General features: G+C 35.9%; 24 protein-coding genes. 18 read left to right on the top strand and 6 right to left on the bottom strand.

Going from position 1 to position 23,049, the window contains the following annotated elements; all coding sequences use genetic code 11:
* Positions 1 to 16: 16 nt before the first annotated feature.
* Positions 17 to 643, bottom strand: coding sequence for a YktB family protein (locus JFU20_RS22665; RefSeq protein ID WP_002014864.1), 627 nt, complete (start codon positions 641 to 643; stop codon positions 17 to 19).
* Positions 644 to 848: 205 nt separating this feature from the next.
* On the opposite strand from JFU20_RS22665, the gene JFU20_RS22670 reads away from it, so the two are divergent.
* Together JFU20_RS22670 and JFU20_RS22675 are read left to right on the top strand one after the other, a co-directional pair.
* Positions 849 to 1,037: a hypothetical protein gene (locus JFU20_RS22670; RefSeq protein WP_002121995.1), complete on the top strand. Its 189-nt coding sequence runs from the start codon at positions 849 to 851 to the stop codon at positions 1,035 to 1,037.
* A gap of 88 nt (positions 1,038 to 1,125) precedes the next feature.
* Complete coding sequence (locus tag JFU20_RS22675) at positions 1,126 to 1,917, top strand: inositol monophosphatase family protein (RefSeq protein ID WP_002014866.1); 792 nt, start codon at positions 1,126 to 1,128, stop codon at positions 1,915 to 1,917.
* A 44-nt stretch (positions 1,918 to 1,961) separates the two neighbouring features.
* Here JFU20_RS22675 and JFU20_RS22680 read toward each other — a convergent pair whose 3' ends face one another.
* A complete protein-coding gene (locus JFU20_RS22680; RefSeq protein ID WP_000400127.1) occupies positions 1,962 to 2,141 on the bottom strand; it encodes a DUF5325 family protein in 180 nt (59 codons plus the stop codon).
* A gap of 140 nt (positions 2,142 to 2,281) precedes the next feature.
* On the opposite strand from JFU20_RS22680, the gene typA reads away from it, so the two are divergent.
* The 3 genes from typA to JFU20_RS22695 all read left to right on the top strand — a co-directional run bounded on the left by typA (position 2,282) and on the right by JFU20_RS22695 (position 4,879).
* On the top strand, positions 2,282 to 4,126 hold the full coding sequence (gene typA / locus JFU20_RS22685) for a translational GTPase TypA (protein ID WP_002014867.1): 1,845 nt from the start codon (positions 2,282 to 2,284) through the stop codon (positions 4,124 to 4,126).
* 157 nt (positions 4,127 to 4,283) lie between these two features.
* The gene (locus JFU20_RS22690) at positions 4,284 to 4,586 is read left to right on the top strand and encodes a YlaH-like family protein (RefSeq protein WP_002014795.1); all 303 of its coding nucleotides are present in this window, start codon (positions 4,284 to 4,286) and stop codon (positions 4,584 to 4,586) included.
* A gap of 17 nt (positions 4,587 to 4,603) precedes the next feature.
* Positions 4,604 to 4,879: a hypothetical protein gene (locus tag JFU20_RS22695; protein ID WP_002014793.1), complete on the top strand. Its 276-nt coding sequence runs from the start codon at positions 4,604 to 4,606 to the stop codon at positions 4,877 to 4,879.
* Positions 4,880 to 4,914: 35 nt separating this feature from the next.
* Here JFU20_RS22695 and JFU20_RS22700 read toward each other — a convergent pair whose 3' ends face one another.
* On the bottom strand, positions 4,915 to 5,115 hold the full coding sequence (locus JFU20_RS22700) for a YlaI family protein (protein WP_002094429.1): 201 nt from the start codon (positions 5,113 to 5,115) through the stop codon (positions 4,915 to 4,917).
* A gap of 145 nt (positions 5,116 to 5,260) precedes the next feature.
* Here JFU20_RS22700 and JFU20_RS22705 point away from each other — a divergent pair, with 145 nt between their 5' ends.
* Entirely contained in the window at positions 5,261 to 5,716 is a 456-nt protein-coding gene (locus tag JFU20_RS22705; RefSeq protein ID WP_002014791.1) for a PNPOx family protein, read from the top strand.
* 246 nt (positions 5,717 to 5,962) lie between these two features.
* Positions 5,963 to 7,291: a PhoH family protein gene (locus JFU20_RS22710; RefSeq protein WP_002088317.1), complete on the top strand. Its 1,329-nt coding sequence runs from the start codon at positions 5,963 to 5,965 to the stop codon at positions 7,289 to 7,291.
* Positions 7,292 to 7,340: 49 nt separating this feature from the next.
* Here the strand turns inward: JFU20_RS22710 and JFU20_RS22715 are convergent, their stop codons facing one another.
* Positions 7,341 to 7,838: a molybdopterin-binding protein gene (locus JFU20_RS22715; protein WP_002014789.1), complete on the bottom strand. Its 498-nt coding sequence runs from the start codon at positions 7,836 to 7,838 to the stop codon at positions 7,341 to 7,343.
* Between the two features lie 150 nt (positions 7,839 to 7,988).
* Between JFU20_RS22715 and JFU20_RS22720 the strand changes: the two genes are divergently transcribed.
* The 3 genes from JFU20_RS22720 to pyc all read left to right on the top strand — a co-directional run bounded on the left by JFU20_RS22720 (position 7,989) and on the right by pyc (position 13,363).
* Complete coding sequence (locus JFU20_RS22720; protein WP_000135698.1) at positions 7,989 to 8,276, top strand: Fpa/YlaN family protein; 288 nt, start codon at positions 7,989 to 7,991, stop codon at positions 8,274 to 8,276.
* A 125-nt stretch (positions 8,277 to 8,401) separates the two neighbouring features.
* Positions 8,402 to 9,583 (top strand): FtsW/RodA/SpoVE family cell cycle protein, encoded by a 1,182-nt coding sequence (locus tag JFU20_RS22725; RefSeq protein WP_002165141.1) that lies wholly within the window; start codon positions 8,402 to 8,404, stop codon positions 9,581 to 9,583.
* Between the two features lie 333 nt (positions 9,584 to 9,916).
* The gene (gene pyc, locus JFU20_RS22730; RefSeq protein ID WP_002014783.1) at positions 9,917 to 13,363 is read left to right on the top strand and encodes a pyruvate carboxylase; all 3,447 of its coding nucleotides are present in this window, start codon (positions 9,917 to 9,919) and stop codon (positions 13,361 to 13,363) included.
* 86 nt (positions 13,364 to 13,449) lie between these two features.
* Here the strand turns inward: pyc and ctaA are convergent, their stop codons facing one another.
* The gene (gene ctaA / locus JFU20_RS22735; RefSeq protein ID WP_201038909.1) at positions 13,450 to 14,385 is read right to left on the bottom strand and encodes a heme A synthase; all 936 of its coding nucleotides are present in this window, start codon (positions 14,383 to 14,385) and stop codon (positions 13,450 to 13,452) included.
* Between the two features lie 497 nt (positions 14,386 to 14,882).
* Here ctaA and cyoE point away from each other — a divergent pair, with 497 nt between their 5' ends.
* The 6 genes from cyoE to ctaG all read left to right on the top strand — a co-directional run bounded on the left by cyoE (position 14,883) and on the right by ctaG (position 20,791).
* On the top strand, positions 14,883 to 15,806 hold the full coding sequence (gene cyoE, locus JFU20_RS22740; protein ID WP_002033731.1) for a heme o synthase: 924 nt from the start codon (positions 14,883 to 14,885) through the stop codon (positions 15,804 to 15,806).
* A gap of 93 nt (positions 15,807 to 15,899) precedes the next feature.
* The gene (coxB, locus tag JFU20_RS22745; RefSeq protein WP_002088304.1) at positions 15,900 to 16,949 is read left to right on the top strand and encodes a cytochrome c oxidase subunit II; all 1,050 of its coding nucleotides are present in this window, start codon (positions 15,900 to 15,902) and stop codon (positions 16,947 to 16,949) included.
* A 60-nt stretch (positions 16,950 to 17,009) separates the two neighbouring features.
* Complete coding sequence (gene ctaD / locus JFU20_RS22750; protein ID WP_002014777.1) at positions 17,010 to 18,845, top strand: cytochrome c oxidase subunit I; 1,836 nt, start codon at positions 17,010 to 17,012, stop codon at positions 18,843 to 18,845.
* Complete coding sequence (gene ctaE, locus JFU20_RS22755; protein ID WP_000557861.1) at positions 18,845 to 19,468, top strand: cytochrome c oxidase subunit III; 624 nt, start codon at positions 18,845 to 18,847, stop codon at positions 19,466 to 19,468. Before ctaD ends, ctaE begins: the two co-directional genes overlap by 1 nt.
* Before the next feature lie 3 nt (positions 19,469 to 19,471).
* Complete coding sequence (gene ctaF, locus JFU20_RS22760) at positions 19,472 to 19,804, top strand: cytochrome c oxidase subunit IVB (protein ID WP_002014776.1); 333 nt, start codon at positions 19,472 to 19,474, stop codon at positions 19,802 to 19,804.
* A gap of 81 nt (positions 19,805 to 19,885) precedes the next feature.
* Positions 19,886 to 20,791 carry a cytochrome c oxidase assembly factor CtaG gene (gene ctaG / locus JFU20_RS22765; protein ID WP_033708188.1) on the top strand — a complete coding sequence of 302 codons (906 nt, stop codon included), beginning with the start codon at positions 19,886 to 19,888 and terminating at the stop codon, positions 20,789 to 20,791.
* A gap of 36 nt (positions 20,792 to 20,827) precedes the next feature.
* Here ctaG and JFU20_RS22770 read toward each other — a convergent pair whose 3' ends face one another.
* A complete protein-coding gene (locus JFU20_RS22770) occupies positions 20,828 to 21,193 on the bottom strand; it encodes a YugN family protein (protein ID WP_002014773.1) in 366 nt (121 codons plus the stop codon).
* A 208-nt stretch (positions 21,194 to 21,401) separates the two neighbouring features.
* Here JFU20_RS22770 and JFU20_RS22775 point away from each other — a divergent pair, with 208 nt between their 5' ends.
* Positions 21,402 to 22,436, top strand: a complete 1,035-nt coding sequence (locus JFU20_RS22775; protein WP_002088298.1) for a CAP domain-containing protein — start codon at positions 21,402 to 21,404, stop codon at positions 22,434 to 22,436.
* 173 nt (positions 22,437 to 22,609) lie between these two features.
* Positions 22,610 to 23,047, top strand: coding sequence for a YlbD family protein (gene ylbD / locus JFU20_RS22780; protein WP_002014771.1), 438 nt, complete (start codon positions 22,610 to 22,612; stop codon positions 23,045 to 23,047).
* Positions 23,048 to 23,049 lie beyond the last annotated feature (2 nt).

Raw genomic sequence — 23,049 nt, forward strand, 5'->3', positions numbered from 1 at the left:
AATTGTCCGTTTTCTACTATCGATTACAAAGTGCATATAAAGGAAGGAGTGGTTGCATCGTAGATTCAATCTTAGCAAGGAATTGTTCATTGGTCATTGCTGAAAACTCCTCTGGTGATATATGAATACCGACTAATAACTCTGCTTTTTTCACAGTAGCTAAACGTTCAATCATCTTTTGTAAGTCTTCCGTTTCAAGCGTTTTATGTAGTTTTACACCTGGTTTAGTATGGTCAATGGACCAAACGAAGTCATTTGGAATATTTGTTTTTAAATCATTTAAATGTTCTAAGAAGGCGTGAGCCGTCTCCACTTTTTGTGGACACTCATAGATTAAACCAAAGTATATGAAGGCGTGAGTACCCCATAAACCAATTTGAAAGTGTGGTAACATTTTATATCCACGTTTATTTGTTGAAAAAGCAACCCAAGTATCGTTTGGTGGATTGACTTTGCGGCGTGCATGTTTTGCTACATGGTAGAAAAAGTTTTCATCAGTTTGTTGTGATAAATATTCTGCAAATTGTTCCCCTAAAGCTTCTAGCTTAGGATGAATATTCGTTTTAATTGCGCTCATTCGTTCTTCAAGACCATCAACAGTAAAGACTTCAAAATCAGTTGATGTGAATGTTTGTAGTGTCATGATTGTTCCTCCAACTCCTATTTTGTTTTAATTTTAGCATAGCTTGTACTATTCATAAAAAAAACATCACAAAAAAATTTAAATAAAAAAATATAATTTTGTTGCATAGATGATTTATCCAACATAGTATAGTATAAAACAAAAAATCAGAAAATTGAATCAATTCTAGTCCGAGGGCAGACGAATATTGGGAGGAGGCAAAAAAATGAGACAGGTGATTAATGCGTTAAAGAGAACAGATGCTGAAAAGAGAATTCCGGTGCTACGTTTGGAGCTAGATTATGAATTAGCAACTTTATATGATGCGATGATGGATAACGACAAACAGAAAAAAGAAGAGTGCGTACAAAAATTAGAAGTGCTAAGACTTGAAATGATCCGTTTAGAAGCGTAATAATAGTATATGTATAAATAATTAGTTGGTGCGAACCTTATAAAGGGTTCGTTTTTTCTGTGAACAGTATAGATCGGAGTGTTTAAACATGCAAGAAGTATGGAAAGACATCGATACACACGCGAAACAGTGGATTCGAGAAGCCGGAGAACAATTAATGGCGTCACTGAAAAAAACACTTATTATAGAAACAAAGTCAAATGCAGCTGATCTAGTAACAAATATGGACCGAGAAACGGAGCAGTTTTTAATTGGGAAAATTAAAGAAACATTCCCACATCATAATATTTTAGGAGAAGAAGGCTATGGAGATGAGATTACCTCTTCTAATGGGGTTGTTTGGTTAATTGATCCAATTGATGGCACGATGAACTTTGTTCATCAAAAAAGAAATTTCGCAATCTCAATCGGGATTTATGAGAACGGTATCGGAAAGATTGGTCTTATTTATGATCCAGTTCATGACGAACTATATCATGCGGTAAAGGGAGAAGGGGCTTTTTGCAATGATTTAGCTATTCCCATGTTGGAAAAAGGAACGGTAGAGCATGGAGTTATAGCTTTGAATGCGATATGGCTTACTGATAATCCATTGCTTAATATGGAAAAAATGATGATGCTCGTTAAGAAGGCGAGAGGTACGAGGTCATATGGTTGTGCAGCGTTAGAAATGGTATATGTTGCCACGGGAAGATTAGATGCATATGTAACACCGCGCTTATCGCCATGGGACTTTGGCGGGGGACAGATTATTGTAGAGGAAGTTGGCGGTAAAGTGACAACGTTCTTGGGAACGCCTCTTTCTATTGTAGAGAAAAGCAGTGTGTTAGTGGCAAAACCAGGAGTATACGAAGAATTATTACCGTTTGTATCGCAATAATGAAAAAAAGTAAGAGGCATAAAGAAGCTTCTTACTTTTTAATGTTATTGCGATTTACGCATTTTTCTTTTTGTTACAAAACCGTATCCAACTGTAACAAATGTGCCGATAATGCAAATAATAATGCCGATGGGACTATTTTCAGCAATCATAATTCCGATACCAATTAAGAAGATAACACCGATAATTGCTGTTAATAAAAAGCGATATTGAATGTGTTCCATTTCTTCACCCTCCAATCTTATTTTACTTTCACAAAAGTAAGAATACAACTATATTTTCATTCTTGATTTTATTTTGATTGCCATTGTATCCCCTTCGCTCTTATAATAGAGAAGGATTAAAAAGACATTAGGAGTTGGACATGTTGAAAAAACGACAAGATTTACGAAATATAGCAATTATTGCCCACGTTGACCATGGTAAAACAACACTTGTTGACCAGTTATTACGTCAAGCGGGGACGTTCCGTGCGAATGAACATATTGAAGAACGCGCAATGGACTCAAATGATCTAGAAAGAGAACGTGGTATTACAATTTTAGCGAAGAATACTGCGATTCACTATGAAGATAAAAGAATTAACATTTTAGATACACCTGGTCACGCTGACTTCGGTGGAGAAGTAGAACGTATCATGAAAATGGTTGATGGTGTTCTACTTGTAGTTGATGCATATGAAGGTTGTATGCCACAAACACGATTTGTTTTAAAGAAAGCTCTTGAGCAAAACTTAACTCCAATCGTTGTTGTAAACAAAATTGACCGTGACTTCGCTCGCCCTGATGAAGTAGTTGATGAAGTAGTTGACTTATTCATCGAACTTGGTGCAAACGAAGATCAATTAGAGTTCCCAGTTGTATTTGCATCAGCAATGAACGGAACAGCAAGCTTAGATTCAAATCCAGCAAATCAAGAAGAGAATATGAAATCATTGTTTGACACAATCATTGAACATATTCCAGCACCAATTGATAATAGCGAAGAGCCACTTCAATTCCAAGTAGCACTTCTTGATTACAATGACTATGTTGGTCGTATTGGGGTTGGACGCGTATTCCGCGGTACAATGAAAGTAGGACAACAAGTTGCATTAATGAAAGTTGACGGAAGTGTAAAACAATTCCGTGTAACTAAATTATTTGGTTACATTGGATTAAAACGTCAAGAAATTGAAGAAGCAAAAGCTGGAGATTTAGTAGCTGTTTCAGGTATGGAAGACATTAACGTAGGTGAAACGGTATGTCCGGTTGAGCATGAAGAGGCTTTACCATTATTACGTATTGATGAGCCAACATTACAAATGACATTCCTTGTAAATAACAGCCCATTTGCAGGTCGTGAAGGTAAATTCATTACTTCTCGTAAAATTGAAGAGCGTCTTCGTTCACAATTAGAGACAGATGTAAGTTTACGTGTAGATAATACAGATTCTCCTGATGCATGGATCGTATCTGGACGCGGAGAGTTACATTTATCTATCTTAATTGAAAACATGCGTCGTGAAGGTTATGAACTACAAGTATCTAAGCCTGAAGTAATTATTAAAGATGTCGATGGCGTAAGAAGTGAGCCTGTAGAGCGCGTACAAATCGATGTTCCTGAAGAATACACTGGTTCTATTATGGAATCAATGGGCGCACGTAAAGGTGAAATGTTAGATATGGTGAATAACGGAAACGGTCAAGTTCGCCTTACTTTCATGGTTCCAGCACGTGGGTTAATTGGTTACACAACAGAATTCCTAACATTAACTCGTGGTTATGGTATTTTAAACCACACATTTGATTGCTACCAACCAGTACATGCTGGACAAGTTGGTGGACGTCGTCAAGGTGTTCTAGTTTCACTTGAAGCAGGAAAAGCATCACAATACGGTATTATGCAAGTTGAAGACCGTGGTGTAATCTTCGTTGAACCAGGTACAGAAGTATATGCTGGTATGATCGTTGGAGAACATACACGTGAGAATGATTTAACAGTTAACGTTGTAAAAATGAAACAACAAACGAACATTCGTTCTGCAACGAAAGATCAAACTTCAACAATGAAAAAACCACGCTTAATGACTTTAGAAGAGTCATTAGAGTACTTAAACGATGATGAGTTCTGTGAAGTAACTCCAGAATCAATTCGTCTACGTAAAAAGATTCTTGATAAGAGTGAGCGCGAAAGAGCTGCTAAGAAAAAGAAATCTGTAGAAGCGTAAAAATAAAAAAACAACTACCTTTATAAAAGGTAGTTGTTTTTTTATTTTGTTTATTTTTAGAATATTTATTCTTTTTTGTAGACAGTATTTTTTTTGCGAGTTACTCTTGTATTAAGTACATAAAGAGAATTTGTTTCATGAGAAGGGGTGAAAGATAGTGTTAGAAAGAATGTCATTTTTCGCGAAACTTTGTAAAGTTGATGAAAATCCAGAACTAGGGATGTGGTTACTTTATGGAACAATAATTTTATTAAGTGCACTTGTATATAATTTAGGATTTGCAAGGAAGCTATCGGTACTAAAAAATATAGTGATATATATTTCTTTAGCAATTGGATGCACGGTATTAACTTTTTTTGCAGTTTTTTTACCCGTTGGAGAGGGGCTCGTTGTAGCGGCAATTGTACTTGGAATTTATAGACTGCGTTTACGTCAAGCTAAACAACAAAAAACAGGGTGAAAAAAGGAGGGGCTTTCATGCGCTCAGTACAAGATGCATTATATAATTGGTTAACAATTAAAACGGTTGCGGAAGCACGTCCAGATGATAGAGCTGCACAAGAAACGTATGTATTATTTCAAAATATGATATATGAAGAGCATAAATTACGAAATGTAGAAGTTGAAAAGAACGAGGAAATGTATTTGATTACATATGAAATTGATGGAGAAATAAGGTGTGCAAGATTTCCGGTAGAAGCCATTGATTGTTTTTTGGATCAGATGAATCGTGAACCAGAAAAATACAAATAAGTCCTTATCTATATGATTAAGGACTTATTTCCGGTTTACCAATCGTCTTCTACTTTTTTATCACGATATAATCGGAAATTACCACTCGCATGGCGTTCCATAGTACGCTCTGCAATTCGTTCCGTACATTCCATGCACATATATGTATGAATAGGGCGATTACGCAGTTTTTTTGCCATAGGATTTTCGTCATCTAACATATCTTTTTTATCACAAATCATACATCTGACTCTCATTTCGTCACCTCAATACGAATTCTATCAGTATAAGTATATCATGGAAGTATAATGTTTTTGAATAATAGCGGGAAAAAATAATATTTTCGCAATTCGAAAAATAGGTTATGATAAGGATATATAAATAATATTTGGAGGTGGAAATATGGCGAATGTAGTTGAGCCTACATTGACAGGTGATTTAGTACAATCTTTGCGTAAAGAGTGTATCGTTATGATAGCAACAACAGATTTCGAAAAACAAATTCCTAACGTAAGTGCTATTTCTTGGGTATATGCAGTGAGTGAAACTAGTATTCGATTTGCGGTAGATCAACGCTCACGTATTGTGGGGAATATACGGCATAGTGCAGGGGTTGTATTGACTATAATGGCGAATGAATCCGTATTTTCCATAAGTGGTGAAAGTGAAATTTTAACAGATAGAATGGAAGGGATTCCTCTAAAATTAACGGTAGTAGAAGTGAATGTACAAGAAGTTCGTGATGTTATGTTTTATGGTGCGAAACTTGCTACTGAACCAACATATGAAAAAACATATGATCTTCGAGCAGCTAAAAAGCTTGATAACCAAGTATTAGTAGGAATGAAAGAATTATAAAGAAGATGAATAGGAACATCGTTCATAAACTTTTACAAGTGAGTATTGTGATTTAATGTGAAAAATTATAATAAAAAGTAATATATTGAATAGAAATGAATAAAAAATAAAGAAAAGGTTTAATTTCTATGAATTTCGATTCTACCTCGTTTTTACGGTACATATAATTATAACAATGGTTCGTCCATATTTTATGGATGAAACCCTTGTTCTACAAATTTAAAAGTGGAGTCAGGGGGTAACAGGTTGGATAAAATTTATGTGTTAGATACGAATGTACTTTTGCAGGATCCTTTATCTATTTTTTCATTTGCAACAAATGAAGTAGTGATTCCAGCAGTTGTATTAGAAGAGGTTGATTCGAAAAAACGTTATATGGATGAAGTAGGACGAAATGCTCGCTATGTATCTAAGTTAATCGACAAATTTCGCGAAATAGGAAAGCTGCATGAAAGTATTCCGTTAGAAAACGGCGGTACATTTCGTATTGAATTAAATCATCGCTCATTTGTTCAACTGCAAGATATTTTTGTAGAAAAAACAAATGATAATCGAATTTTAGCGGTAGCGAAAAACCTCTCTTTAGAAGAACAAGAAAAAGAGGACGGGAAATCAGTTATTTTAGTAAGTAAAGATGTACTCGTAAGGGTAAAAGCTGATGCAATCGGATTGCAGGCCGAAGATTATTTAAGTGACCGAGTAATCGAAGTGGAAAATATATATTCAGGATTTTTAGAAGGGTATATATCAAAAGAACAGTTAGATTATTTTTATGAAAAAGGTGAACTACCTTTATCTGAAATCGCAAATCATCCTTTTTATCCAAATCAGTTTGTTGTAATGAAAGATGCACTAGGGGGGTCTAGTTCTGCACTTGGGATTGTGGATCATTTAGGTAAGAAGGTAAAAAAACTTATTTTTCACAATGAACAAGTGTGGGGGATACGCCCACGAAACGTGCAGCAAATTATGGGATTAGAATTGCTACTTCGGGAAGATATTCCACTTGTAACGTTAACAGGGAAAGCCGGTACAGGAAAAACGTTACTTGCATTAGCTTCGGGACTAATGCAAACGGAAGATTTAGGGTTATATAAAAAACTACTTGTCGCGAGACCAATTGTACCGGTAGGGAAAGATATAGGCTATTTACCAGGAGAGAAAGAGGAAAAATTAAGACCGTGGATGCAGCCGATTTTTGATAATCTAGAGTATTTATTCAATACGAAAAAGCCTGGGGAGCTAGATGCTATTTTAGCTGGAATGGGTTCGATTGAAGTAGAAGCGCTTACCTATATACGCGGGAGAAGTATTCCAGACCAGTTCATTATAATTGACGAGGCACAAAATTTAACGAAGCATGAAGTAAAGACGATACTAACAAGGGTAGGCGAAAAAAGTAAGATTGTATTAATGGGGGATCCTCAGCAAATTGATCACCCGTATTTAGATGAATATAATAACGGTTTAACATATGTTGTAGAGAAGTTTAAAGAACAACGTATTAGTGGTCATGTAAAGTTTGTTAAAGGAGAGCGTTCTAATTTAGCACAACTAGCAGCGGATTTATTATAAAAAGGAGTGAGCTTAAGCTCACTCCTTTTTTGCCTTTTAATTATACAATTTAAATGATTGTAAATTTACGGATGTTACGAATCGGATTTTGTCTATTAGATCCATCATGGAAATATAGATGAACAGGCCCGTCTTCTCGTAATGGTTTACCTTCTTTTGAAAAACCGAGAATAGCTTTATGGGCTGTTTCTAACGGAAGTGTAATTGTATTGTCTGTGGTTTCAATTTCGACATGAGTAGCATCTTCTAAAATTTCAGCATTTTTTAGAAATGGATGAAGTGGTATGCCAAAGGTCCCGTTAATAAGCTGTTCTTTTTTATATTTCTTTACACTTTGTTGTATTGGCGGGAAGGCAGCACCATCACGGATTTCGCGATCCCAATGCTCTGAAGTATGTTTTAAGTATGTTTCTAATTCGGATGATTCTTCTCTAGTTTCATCAAAGTAGGTTGTCAAATCTATTTTTCGATCATCGAAAATCCATACAGTTGGATCGATAGTGATTGGAAAACGAACTTTTCCATTAATAAATAAAATTTCGCTCATTGTTGTTCCCCCATTTGTGTTATACTCCCACTTTTCAGTATAATAGTATTAGACACTGTTGTCACAAAAAATGTTTCTATTGCAATTTATTAAAACTATCGCTAATATTAATAGATATGAGAGAGTAGGACGGAAACGGAGGGAATCAATTTGGCGTCTGAGACAGTATCAAATCATCAGGAAAAGGCACTAGCCCTTCTACAAGCGGATGCAGAGAAGATTTTAAGACTTATTAAGGTACAAATGGACAATCTTACAATGCCGCAATGTCCATTATATGAAGAAGTTTTAGACACACAAATGTTTGGACTATCCCGCGAGGTCGATTTTGCGGTTCGCCTTGGTCTTATTGCAGAAGAACAAGGGAAAGCAATGTTAGGAGAGCTCGAACGTGAGTTGTCTGCACTTCATGAAGCATTTACAAACAAACAACAATAACGGGTTCAAATAAGGGGGCTCAAACTGAAATAGTTTGGGCTTTTTATTTGTATAATAAAGAAGGAAGAACCTATATACATATGGAATACAACAATAATTAAATTGAAACAGAAAGAGGAAATGAAATGAAAAAAGTATGGAAATCGATGGATTATTCCTTATTACTTCCTCTTGTTATCTTATGTGTGCTGGGAGTAATAATGGTATATAGTTCTAGTTCCATTGTTGCGATTTCGTCGAGACATAACTGGCCAGCAGATTACTTTTTTAAAAAACAATTATTTGCTCTAGCTGTTGGAACGATAATGTTAGCGATTATAGTTGCCATTCCTTATAAGTTGTGGAGAAAGCGAATAGTTTTGATCGCAATGGGAATAGGGAGTATTGGTCTATTAGCAGCAGCCTTTCTTTTCGGTCAGGTCATAAATGGTGCAAAAGGATGGATATTAGGTATACAACCAGCTGAGTTTGTGAAAATAACGGTTATTATTACGCTAGCAAACTTTTTTGCTAAGAAACAAGAAACGCAAACAGCTTTTGTACAAGGGATAATTCCTCCTCTAGCTGTTGTCGGTGGAGCGATGGGATTAATTTTACTTCAAAATGACTTAGGGACCGATATACTAATAGGTGGAACTGTACTGATTATGTTCTTTTGTTCAGGAGTTAATGTTAATTTAAGTATAAAGCGATTCCTCTTAACGTCTATAATATGGATTCCAGCGTTATATTTTATTGGGAACTATAAGTTAAGTCAGTACCAAAAAGCTCGGTTTTCAGTTTTTCTTGATCCATTTAACGATCCTCAAAATGATGGGTTCCAATTAATAAATTCTTTTATTGGAATTGCTTCAGGAGGGCTAAATGGTCGAGGGTTAGGGAACAGTGTGCAAAAATATGGATACTTACCAGAACCGCAAACAGATTTTATTATGGCAATTATATCTGAAGAACTTGGATTTATAGGCGTAGCTGTCATTTTAATCTGTTTACTACTTATTATTATTCGGGCATTTAGGGTTGCACAAAAGTGCAGAGATCCGTTTGGAAGTTTAATAGCAATTGGAATTGCAAGTTTGTTTGGAGTTCAAACTTTTATAAATGTTGGTGGTATGTCTGGGTTAATACCGCTTACAGGGGTACCATTACCGTTTGTAAGTTATGGTGGTAGTTCTTTATTGGCTAATTTACTTGCAATGGGTATACTGTTAAATATTGCTAGTTATGTAAAACGACAAGAGAAACAACAAAACAAATTGACTAACGAAATAGAACAAGGTGGACCGCATCTTGTTGTTGTAAAATAAAAAACACATTGAGCTCTAGAGTTCAATGTGTTTTTTATTTTGTTAGATTTTAAATGTGATACAATATTGATTGTTTTAAAATGAAAAGTATATTACATTTAAGGTAATGTGATATACAATATTGTTGTTAGAAAAGGAAGAGGTATGCTATACTATTTTTGTGAAACAAATCGATCAGAAAACTTATCATTTGTTGAAAAATAAGGTATGATGGATAAAAATAAAGTGAAGCTTTCTAAGTATAATATAATGTAGAAAGTGAAGAACTTCACGCTCTTTAGAGTGTGTATGTATTTTATCTCTAGAGTGGTAGGAAAATAGAGGGGGAAAATCATGACAAAGCTGCAACGTATTCAAAAAGTATTGGTAGCTAACCGTGGAGAGATAGCAATTCGTGTGTTCCGAGCATGTTCAGAACTTGGATTAAACACAGTTGCGATCTATTCTAAAGAGGATAGCGGTTCTTATCATCGCTATAAAGCCGATGAGTCCTATTTAGTTGGGGAAGGGAAAAAGCCAATTGATGCTTATCTAGATATTGAAGGCATTATTGAGATTGCGAAAAGTAATCATGTAGATGCAATCCACCCTGGATATGGTTTCTTGTCAGAAAATATTCAATTTGCAAAACGTTGTGAAGAAGAAGGGATTATCTTTATCGGTCCAAAAAGTAAGCATTTAGACATGTTTGGAGATAAAGTTAAAGCAAGAACACAAGCGCAGCTAGCGCAAATTCCAATTATTCCTGGTAGTGATGGTCCAGTAAATTCAATAGAAGAAGTTGAAGAATTTGCTGAAAAGTATGATTACCCGATTATTATTAAAGCATCCCTTGGTGGCGGCGGTCGCGGTATGCGTATTGTACGTGCTAGTGAAGAATTAAGAGAATCGTATAATCGCGCGAAATCAGAAGCAAAAGCAGCCTTTGGTAATGATGAAGTGTACGTTGAAAAATTCGTTGAAAAACCTAAACATATAGAAGTACAAATTTTAGCAGATGAAGAAGGTAATGTTGTTCATTTGTATGAGCGTGATTGCTCTGTACAACGACGCCATCAAAAAGTAGTTGAAATTGCACCGAGCGTGTCGCTTTCAGATGGTTTGCGTCAGCGTATTTGTGATGCTGCAGTAAAGTTAACGAAAAATGTAAATTATTTAAATGCTGGAACGGTAGAATTCCTTGTAAAAGGTGATGAGTTTTACTTCATTGAAGTAAACCCACGTGTTCAAGTTGAACATACGATTACAGAGATGATTACAGGAGTGGATATCGTTCAATCGCAAATTTTAATAGCTGATGGACATGCATTACATAGCAAAATGGTAGGTGTTCCTAAGCAAGAGGAAGTGGTTGTGCATGGATTTGCAATCCAATCTCGTGTAACGACAGAAGACCCACTTAATAACTTTATGCCTGATACAGGAAAGATTATGGCGTACCGATCAGGCGGTGGTTTTGGTGTTCGTCTTGATACAGGTAATAGTTTCCAAGGTGCAGTTATTACACCGTACTACGATTCTTTACTTGTAAAAGTTACTACTTGGGCACTTACTTTTGAACAAGCCGCTGCAAAAATGGAACGTAACTTAAAAGAATTCCGTATTCGTGGTATTAAAACAAATATTCCATTCCTAGAGAATGTAGTAAAACATAAAAACTTCTTATCAGGAGAATATGACACTTCATTTATTGACGCGTCACCTGAACTATTCTTGTTCCCGAAACGTAAAGACCGCGGAACAAAAATGTTAAATTATATTGGTACAGTAACAGTAAATGGCTTCCCGGGAGTAGGGAAAAAAGAGAAACCAATTTTCCCAGATGCTCGTATACCAAATGTGATACACTCAGAGCCAATGCAAAATGGAACGAAACAAATTTTGGATGAGCGTGGAGCGGATGGATTAGTAAAGTGGGTACAAGATCAAAAGCGTGTACTTTTAACTGATACAACATTCCGTGATGCACATCAGTCATTACTTGCAACTCGTGTTCGTACAAAAGATTTACATCACATTGCAGAGCCGACAGCGAGAATGTTACCAAACTTATTCTCAGCAGAAATGTGGGGCGGTGCAACGTTTGATGTTGCATATCGTTTCTTGAAAGAAGATCCATGGGAACGATTACTAGATCTTCGTGAAAAAATGCCAAATGTTTTATTCCAAATGTTACTTCGTTCTTCAAACGCAGTTGGATACAAAAACTATCCAGATAATTTAATTCAAAAATTTGTAGAATGTTCCGCGCAAGCCGGAATTGATGTGTTCCGTATTTTTGATAGCTTAAACTGGGTAGAAGGCATGAGAGTTGCAATTGATGCTGTACGAGATACTGGTAAGATTGCAGAAGCAACAATGTGTTACACAGGAGACATTCATGATCCGTTACGCAGTAAATATGATTTAAATTATTATAAAAATTTAGCAAAAGAGTTGGAAGCATCAGGAGCTCACATTTTAGGAATTAAAGATATGGCGGGCTTACTAAAGCCAAACGCAGCATATGATTTAGTTTCAGCACTAAAAGAGACGGTGTCGATTCCAATTCACCTGCATACACACGATACGAGCGGAAATGGTATTTTAACGTATACGAAGGCGATTGAAGCAGGTGTTGATATTGTCGATGTAGCGGTGAGTTCTATGGCTGGTCAAACGTCACAGCCGAGTGCGAATACACTATACTATGCGTTAGGTGGAAACGAAAGACAACCAGATGTTAATATAGACTCATTAGAAAAACTATCTCATTATTGGGAAGATGTACGAAAATACTATGCTCCATTTGAAAGTGGTATGAATGCTCCTCACACAGAGGTATATATGCATGAAATGCCGGGTGGACAGTATAGTAATCTTCAACAACAAGCAAAAGCGGTTGGTTTAGGAGATCGCTTTGATGAAGTTAAAGTGATGTATCGCCGTGTTAATGATATGTTTGGCGATATTGTAAAAGTAACACCATCATCTAAAGTTGTCGGTGATATGGCATTATTTATGGTTCAAAATCACCTAACAGAACAAGATATTTTAGAACGTGGACATGCTATGGACTTCCCAGGATCTGTTGTTGAAATGTTCTCTGGAGATTTAGGACAACCATATGGTGGTTTCCCGAAAGAATTACAAAAAATTATTTTAAAAGGGAAAGAGCCATTAACAGTAAGACCGGGTGAATTATTAGAACCAGTAGATTTTGATGCTTTAAAAGAAGAGTTATTCCACAAACTTGGACGCGAAGTAACAATTTTTGATGTAGTCGCATATGCATTGTATCCAAAAGTATTTATGGACTACGAAAAAGTTGCTGGGATTTATGGAAATGTATCTGTGCTTGATACACCGACATTCTTCTATGGTATGAGACTTGGTGAAGAAATTGATGTGGAAATCGAGCAAGGTAAAACATTGATGGTTAAACTAGTTTCCATTGGGGAGCCACAGCCAGATGGAAATCGTGTGCTTTACCTGGAGTTTAATGGACAACCGCGTGAAATCGTAGTGAAAGATGAAAGCGTGAAATCAACTGTTGCACAGCGTGTGAAGGGGAATCGTGAAAATCCAAATCATATTAGCGCAACGATGCCGGGAACTGTTATTAAAGTAGTTGTAAAAGAAGGCGATGAAGTGAAAAAAGGTGATTCCATGGCAATTACAGAAGCTATGAAAATGGAAACGACGGTTCAAGCGCCATTTAGTGGTAAAGTGAAAAAAGTATATGTAAATGATGGGGATGCAATTCAAACGGGAGATTTACTCATTGAATTAGATCATTAAAATAAAGAAAAAGAGCTGTGCGAAAGCAGCTCTTTTTTGTGTGTAAATAATACCTTGCCGAATTGGCAAGGTATTAAAGTTTTACTTTATTTTGTTTGCTTAGAAGTTGATTCAGTTTCTTTTGCATTGACTGTACTTCTTGTACCTATCATAACTAAATAGCATAGTACAGCAAACAGGCAAGAAATGAAGAGCGAATGTAATAATGCCATTGCTAAACTAGCATTTGTAAATACGACTAAAATCCCTACTATAGCTTGAAGTGTAACAAGGATAAATGAAATAATCCATCCCCAGTATACTACACGCTGCTGCTTGTAATGGCGAATAGCGATAATCATCGCATATAGTATCCAAGCGAAAATTAACATCGCTGCAACTCTATGTCCCATTTGAACCCACTCATGTAGTTGAGTTGGCATAGGTCTATTTTTGCTACATAAAGGGAAGTCTGGACAGGCTAAGGTAGCTCGTTCGTGACGTACTAAAGCTCCTGTGTAGACAACGATATAAATGTAAATTGTTACACCATAAATATGAAATTTCATTTTTTTGTCCATAATAAGTGAACGTGCATCAAATTTCTGATCAATTTCAAAAATAAGACACGTTAACAAGATGACAGAAGCAAATGAAATTAAGGAAATACCGAAATGAATAGCTAATACAGCAGGCATTTGACCCCAAACAACCGCCGCCGCCCCCATTAATGCTTGTGCAACTAAAAATACGAAGGATAAAATTGCTAACGTCTTTGTTTCGCGCACATGTTTATAATATTTCCAGGACAAGATACAAAGAAGAGTAACAAGGATTCCTGCTGATCCAGATGTTAAGCGGTGACTTAGCTCAATAATAGTCTCCATTGATAAATTAGATGGAACAAATTCACCGTTACAAAGAGGCCATGATTTGCCGCATCCTTGGCCTGAACCCGTTTTTGTAACTAAAGCGCCTCCTAGTAAAACTACTAATAAATCGAGACTTGTAATGACTGCTAACCATTTAATAAAGCGTTGCAATCTCTTTCACCATCTTTCTGCTATGAAGTTATTGCGAAATATTTTCATTCCATTATGTATAGAATAAAACGTGCTACAGTCCTATGATATATAAAAAATAATAAAATAGCAAAGAAATGGAGGGCGAGGACAACGTACGTATTATAAAGAAAAAAATGGGATTTAAAATACATATTTTAGGAGGAATTTAGGCTATTTTGAAAAGAAATGGGGAGAATACATGCTAAATATGACAAAATAGTTTATTATAGAAGATAACATCATGTTATGATAAGGATAAATTAGAATAAAGTTTTTTAATGTTTGACACAAAAAGTTCATGTTTTCTTCACAAAATGTTCGGGAAATGTGATTTAATATATTGGAGTATGGGCGTAGATTAGTAGTAGAATGGGTTAACAATATTTCTACTGTAATAATATTGCTATATAGAAGCGAAATATTTCACATGAAATATATGCTTAGAAAGATGATAGGTTTAAGAGGGGGTTAAAGTGATGAACCATGCAACAAGTGAGCTGCATGATGAGTCAGCTGTTTCAATTGTACCGGAAACAACTCGGTTACAAGATTTATCAGCGCTCGTTAAAATGGGGATTGTAAACTCAAATACACTTACTGTATTTACAGGATTTTGGTTGGCTTTACATTTTAATGGATTGAGTGTTATGGACAATCTAGATAAGTTATTTTTCACAATCGTTGGTTCGGCATTAATTATGGCAGGGGTATGTTGTTTAAATAACTACATTGACCGAGATATCGATCCATTAATGGAAAGAACAAAAAACCGTCCAACGGTAACAGGTAAATATAAACCTGGCTTTGCACTTGCATTTGGACTTGTAATTTTACTTCTTGGCTTTGCATTTTTATTACTTACTACACCGATGGCAGTGTTAATCTCATTTATTGGTGCCTTCACATATGTTGTTTTATATACGTTATGGACGAAGAGAAAATATACGTTAAATACTGTTGTAGGTAGTATATCAGGAGCAGTTCCACCTTTAATTGGATGGGCGGCAATTGATCCGTCTTTAAATCATCCAATTGCTTGGATGTTATTTTTAATTATGTTTATTTGGCAAATCCCACATTTCCTCGCATTAGCGATGAAGCGTGTTGATGAATATCGAAATGCAGGAATCCCAATGCTTCCTGTTGTACAGGGATTTGATATTACGAAACGTCAGATTATGATTTGGACAGTATGTTTATTACCACTACCATTTTATATGAGTGGACTTGGAATAACATTCATGGTAATTGCAACATTGCTTAACATCGGATGGATCGCATTAGGGCTTTATGGCTTCCGTCAGCAAGATGACATCAAGTGGTCCGTAAAAATGTTTGTTTATTCCCTGAATTACTTAACAATCTTATTTGTGTCAATGATTGTAGTTACATTCTTCTAAGACAACGACATGATTGGATTTCTTTACGTTGGGATTTACTTTACTTAACTATAAAGTACAATCTAATTCACAAAGAAAGTGGGGGTTGTTTGTATGAAGAAACAGTGGCGACTGCTTTCGTTCGTTTCACTGCTGGCTTTACTGTTAGGGGGATGCGGTAAAGCTTTTCAGTCTACTTTAATTCCGCAAGGGGAAGTAGCAAAAATGCAATATGATTTGCTCTTGCTAGCGAGTGCAATCATGGTAGGAGTAGTACTTGTAGTTACTATTATTTTCTTATATGTAATTGTGCGTTTCCGACAAAAAAAGGGTGAGGAAGATTATATTCCAGAGCAAGTTGAAGGAAATCACAAACTAGAAATTATATGGACAGTCATTCCGATTATTCTTTTGTTAATCTTGGCTGTTCCGACTGTTACATATACATTCAAGCTTGCTGATGTAAGTGCGATGGAGAAAAAGAATATTGATAAAGATACTATCGTTGTTGATGTAACAGCGAATCTTTATTGGTGGGAATTTTCTTATAAATCAGAAAAAATAGTAACTTCTCAAGATTTAGTTATCCCCACAGGTAAGAAAGTGTATTTGAATTTGAAGGGTGCCGATATTAAACATTCGTTTTGGGTTCCATCTTTAGCTGGGAAAATGGATACAAATACAGATAATGTAAACAAAATGTGGTTAAAGGCAGATAAATCGGGCACTTATAATGGTTTTTGTACAGAATTTTGTGGCCCATCACATTCTTTAATGCAGTTCAAAGTGAAAGCTCTGGATGAAAGCGAGTACAAAAAGTGGCTTGCTGACATGAAGAAGATTGATGGAAAAAAAGAAGTAGCTTCTACAAAGGCGCAAGAGGGTCAAGAAATATTTAATAAAAGCTGTATTGGTTGTCATGCAGTTGGATCAAATGATAGTAGACCACCTTCTGCTCGTATCGCACCGAACTTAGCAAACTTCGCAGATCGCGATATGGTTGCTGGTATTGCCGAAAATAATGAAGAGAACTTAAAAAAATGGCTCAAAGATCCTGAAAATATGAAACCAGGTAATAAAATGACTGGTAAATATGGCAACTTAACGGATGATCAAATTAATGCATTAAATGCATATTTACAAACGTTAAAGATTGAAAAATAAAGAGGGATCATTTGCGAAGGGGAGGTTGAAAACGTGAGTTCTGTAGCAAAAAAACAGGGGATGGGTGCTGTCATATGGGATTATTTAACGACAGTAGACCATAAAAAGATTGCCATTCTCTATTTAATTGCAGGTGGATTGTTTTTTGTAATAGGTGGAATAGAAGCACTATTTATTCGCCTGCAGTTAGCGATTCCTAACAATGCTTTTCTTGTTGGGGATGCTTATAATCAAGTATTAACGATGCACGGTACAACAATGATTTTCCTCGCAGCTATGCCACTCGTGTTTGCATTTATGAACGCCGCTGTACCACTTCAAATTGGAGCACGTGATGTGGCGTTCCCGTTTTTGAATTCGCTCGGATTTTGGTTATTTTTCTTTGGTGGATTATTTTTAAATTTAAGTTGGTTTTTAGGAGGAGCGCCTGATGCAGGGTGGACATCGTATGCATCTTTAGCTTTAGCCTCTAAAGGACATGGTGTTGATTTTTATGTACTCGGCTTGCAAATATCAGGTATTGGTACATTAATTGGAGGTATTAACTTCCTTGTTACAATTATTAATATGCGCGCGCCAGGGATGACGTACATGCGCATGCCGATGTTTACATGGACAACATTTGTAACATCTTCACTTATTTTATTTGCATTTCCACCATTAACTGTAGGATTAGGACTTTTAATGTTAGATCGTTTATTTGGCACAAGTTTCTTTAATCCGGCACTAGGTGGGAACACGATTATATGGGAGCATTTATTCTGGATCTTCGGTCATCCGGAAGTATACATTCTTATACTCCCAGCTTTCGGAATATTCTCAGAAATCTTCGCCACATTTTCGAAAAAACGATTATTCGGTTATTCCTCTATGGTGTTCGCGACAGTATTAATAGGGTTTTTAGGATTTATGGTATGGGCGCATCATATGTTTACTGTTGGTCTTGGGCCTGTTGCAAATGCTATCTTCTCGGTTGCAACAATGGCGATTGCAGTTCCAACGGGTATTAAAATATTTAACTGGCTCTTTACAATGTGGGGTGGAAGTATTAGGTTTACAACACCAATGATGTGGGCGGTAGCTTTTATTCCATCCTTCGTTATGGGTGGAGTTACAGGTGTTATGCTTGCTTCTGCACCAGCTGATTATCAGTTTCATGATAATTATTTCGTAGTAGCACACTTTCATTATGTAATTGTTGGTGGTGTTGTATTTGGTTTACTTGCAGGTGCGCATTATTATTGGCCACTTATGTTTAATAAAGTATTAAATGAAACATTAGGTAAGATAACATTTTGGTTATTCTTTATCGGTTTCCATTTAACATTCTTTATTCAGCATTTCCTAGGTCTAATCGGTATGCCACGTCGTTACTACACATATCTTGAGGGCCAAGGGTTGGAAATGGGGAATATGATTAGTTCTATCGGAGCTGTGTTTATGGCTCTTGGAACGATTGTTCTTTTATTCAATGTAATAAAAACAACGGTATCAAAAGAGAAGGCTGGCCGTGATCCATGGGATGGACGTACATTAGAATGGACAATGCCAGCACCTACACCGGAATACAATTTTAAACAATTGCCATTTGTTCGCGGGTTAGATCCGTTTTGGATTGAAAAACGTGAAGGTAATAAAGAGATGACAGCAGCGGAACCAGTTGGTGATATTCATATGCCAAATGCTTCATTTTCACCATTTATCATTTCTCTAGGCTTATTCATAGCAGCATTCGGTGCGATGTATATGCAGGGTGGCAAAGATAAATTTTGGTTATTAGTAGCGATTATCGGTTTAATCATTACGTTTGGTACAATGTTCCTTCGTTCAGTAATTGATGATCATGGATATCATATTCATAAGGAAGATTTAGATGATAAGGGGGGCAAGGCGTAATGCATGTAGATGAGAAATTAACGAATGAAACATTTCCAGCAGAGCCTGAAAAAGCAACCCTTGAGGGGAAAAATAAGTTTGTTGGTTTTTGGTTATTTCTTGGAGGCGAAACAGTGTTGTTCGCTTCCTTATTTGGCACATATTTAGCGTTAAAGAACTCTACAAATGGTGGACCAACATCTCAAGAGATGTTTCAAATGCCACTCGTTTTCATTATGACGATGCTTTTGTTAACAAGTAGTTTAACGAGTGTATACGCAATGTATCATATGAAAAATTTTAACTTTAAGAAAATGCAACTTTGGTTACTTGTAACAGTGTTGCTTGGCTTAGGATTTTTGGGGTTTGAAATATATGAGTTTTATCATTATACGCATGAATTTAAGCATACTATGAGAAGTAGTGCATTTGGTTCTGCATTTTATGCTCTTGTTGGTACACACGGGCTCCACGTGTTGTTTGGATTATGTTGGATTTTAACATTAATCTTTAGAAACGCGAAGAGAGGCTTAAATTTATACAACGCACCAAAGTTTTATGTTGCATCAATTTATTGGCACTTTATTGACGTAGTTTGGGTGTTTATTTTCACTGTAGTATATTTGATGGGAATGGTGGGATAAACAATGGCGGTTAAGCAAACGAATAATCCTAAGGTGGATCTTGTTTATCGGAAGAGAAAAAGTGCAGAGGAAATGAAGCACCAAGTTGTTACATTTTCACTAATGATTTTTTTAACATTAGTTGCATTTGCAGCGGTGGCATATCCGAAAACATTTAGCCCGATTTTTTCGGTTCCATTTATATTATTGTTAGCAGTCATTCAAGTTATATTTCAGTTATATTATTTCATGCATATGAGTCATAAAGGGCATGAAGCGGCGAGTTTCTTCTTGTACTCTGGATTGTTAATTGGTTTATTAACAATATTAGCCTTTATGACAATTGTGTGGATTTAAACAGTGATAGTAGGGGGCTCTGATATATCAAAGCCCTCTTTTTATATGAAATATAAGAATTTTGAAAAGGTAGGTGTGGAAATGGAAAACTTATGGGTATTTGGTTTTCAAGCTTTATGGAGTCCAATTTTTTTATTATTTATGATCTCGATTCTTATTAGTTATTTTTTAATTATTGGACCGTATAGAACGCGATTTGAAAATGCGACGAAGGTAAGTAAGAAGCAAATTTTTTATTTTACGACCGGGATTGTTCTTTTGTATGTTGTAAAGGGAGGACCTATTGATTTAATTGGTCATATCATATTTAGTGCACATATGTTTGAGATGGCAGTAATGTATATTGCGGTGCCTCCGTTATTACTGCTTGGTATACCTGTTTGGTTATATCGTTATATTACTTCTTTTAAGTTCGTTCAAATTGTGATAAAGTTTTTTGCTAAGCCGCTTATTGCATTGTTTGTATTTAATGGCCTGTTTTCCTTTTATCATTTGCCAATTGTTTTTGATGCAGTAAAACAAAGTCAAATAGCGCATCCTATTTGCCTTGCTATATTGTTTTTTGCAGCAATGATGATGTGGTGGCCGATGTTAAATCCACTGCCAGAATATCAAACTTTAAGTGATATTAAGAAGCTTGGTTACATGTTTGCTAATGGTATTTTATTAACGCCAGCTTGTGCGTTAATAATTTTTGCGACTGCACCATTATTTGCAACATATACAGATCCGGCCGCTTGGATGAAGGCAATGGAACTCTGTGTACCGGCGGGTACTTTATCAGATTTAAATATAACTGGACCAGAATTTTTACATTGGATGCCGGTAGTACAAGACCAGCAAACAGGTGGTATTATTATGAAAATTGTCCAGGAAATAGTGTACGGTACGATTATCGGTTATGTGTTCTTTAAATGGGCACGTAGAGAGCGTGAAAAGGATAAAGAGCAGCTGCAAGAGTTACCTCCTTATTTACAGACGAAATAAAAACTAGCGCATCGTGTTAATGCGCTAGTTTTTTTGTTATTCAATAATTTGAAATTCTTTTAACTCTTTTTCAATATTTTGTAGGAGTTGTTCGCTTTTTTGAAGTACATTCGTTGGGAAAATCTCATCATCTCCATATTCAACGCCATGAGGATAATAATGTTTTCCTAATAAGGGTGGCAATAGTTTTACTTGAGCGTGTCTGCCGCCGATGTCACCTTCAACAGCAAATCCTTGTACACGTAAATAATAAATATCCTTTAATATTTCAAATTTATAATCATATGTAACGCGTTCGTAATCCCATTGTCCAGCAAGTACAAAATGATTGTTTTCCATAATCTCAGTTAAAAGAGTTAGATCAACGACTGCATCAGTAAAGTTTGTATTTGTAAATTGCATAGAATACCTCCTTATTTTAATGTTAGTTCATTATTTTTATAATAGTACGAATAATAAGAAAGTGCAATTCGTATTGCGAGAAAAGGGATAATCCAGACTTTTTTCGTGAAAATATGATATAGTGAAAAGAGTACGGTACACACAAAAAAAGGAAATAAAAGGATTTGTGTATATCTCGATTTTATGCTTTGTTCAGGAGGTATATCGTTTGAAGAAATTATTGCGTATCGTAATGATTACATTTTTAATTTTAGCTGTTGATTTATACGGGAAGTTACTCGTGTCACAATATATATTAACCCCATCTCACTCTAAGCAAGAAAATAAAATTGTGAAAAAGAAGAAGCAAGTAAATGAAGAATCCACAGACACTGTTTTAAATATGATTGGCGGGGACTCTGAGAATTTATTAGCGAAGTGGGGCGAACCATCTCGAATAGAGCCGTCTGCTTATGGATATGAATGGTGGGTGTATAATCAAGATTTAGCTCAGTATGTTCAATTTGGAGTTGCTGAACGTAAAGTTGTAACGGCGTATGTTGCTGGTGAGCAAGTTAAGGTGGCTCCCTATTATATAAATGAAAAGTATGAAGAGGTATATAAAAAGAATCCACTTTCACATGAGATTTCATTAAAAAGAGGAAAGAATAGTTATCAATTTGAGTTATCTGATACGGAAGTAATGGAACAACCGCTAGTACCTGTAGAAGATGGATGGGCACAATTATACTTTGATCACTTTACACATGAGCTTGTTGGTCTTCGTTATATGGATGATGAAACGTTATTACGACAAAGACCATATCAACTTGTTTATTCAGGTGAATTAATAGCGGAACAGCCGCTGACGCCAGAAAAAATGAAGCAAGTAGAAAATGGAAATATGCAACAAATTCTCGATTTAACAAATATTATTCGGAGTCGTCATCAATTACCGTTGTTAACATTGGATCAACAAACTGCAGATGTTGCATTTGGCCATAGTAAAGATATGAAGGATAATAATTATTTTTCGCACGATTCACCTACTTTTGGTACGTTAGGAGATCGCTTGCAACGTGGGCAAGTGGCTTTTCAACTTGCTGGTGAGAATATAGCGGCGCAACATAGTGATGGAATTGCGGCGGTACAGGGTTGGTTAAATAGTGAGGGGCATAGAAAGAATTTATTAAACGAACAATTTACTGGATTAGGTGTTGGGGTATATGATAAATTTTATACTCAAAACTTTATCCGAAAATAAAATGAAACTTTAATCAGTCGGGGCATCCTTCATTGATTATTAGTCTTCACCAATCGGGCTTTAATTGTCCACAAATAGGAAGATAAAAAGGTGCATGAATCGTCTAAAAATAGGCGAACCATGTGCCTTTTTTTTCTTACAATATAGTAGATATACATGAAGAGGTGAGGATTATGCCAACAACAAAAGGGCCGTTACATCCATCGGTTCAACAGTTTAAAGAGTTTGTAAACCATCACCCTAAAATGGTTCATGAGGTTAGAGGTGGTCAAAAAACTTGGCAGCAATTTTATGAAGAATGGTACTTACTTGGTGAAGAAGATCAAATATGGACAGCATATAGACCTGATGGAGCACCTGCTTTTTCTTCGGTAAAAGAAAATAAAGAAGAAAAAGAAAATCGAACAGAAGAGGAAAAAACTGCTGATGTGATGGGGCAAATGCTTTCTTTCTTTAAAAAGCTAGACGTAGAACAAATGCAACATCATTTAGCAAATGTAACGAGTGCGATTGGTAGCGTGCAACAAGTTATTCAACAATTTCAAGGAAACCGTGCGCAGCAAGAACAAAGTACTTCTGAAAATAATCCTTTTTTCTTTCAAAAGGATTAGGG

It is taken from the genome of Bacillus sp. TH30, assembly GCF_016650875.1.
Classification (GTDB): Bacteria; Bacillota; Bacilli; order Bacillales; family Bacillaceae_G; genus Bacillus_A; species Bacillus_A mycoides.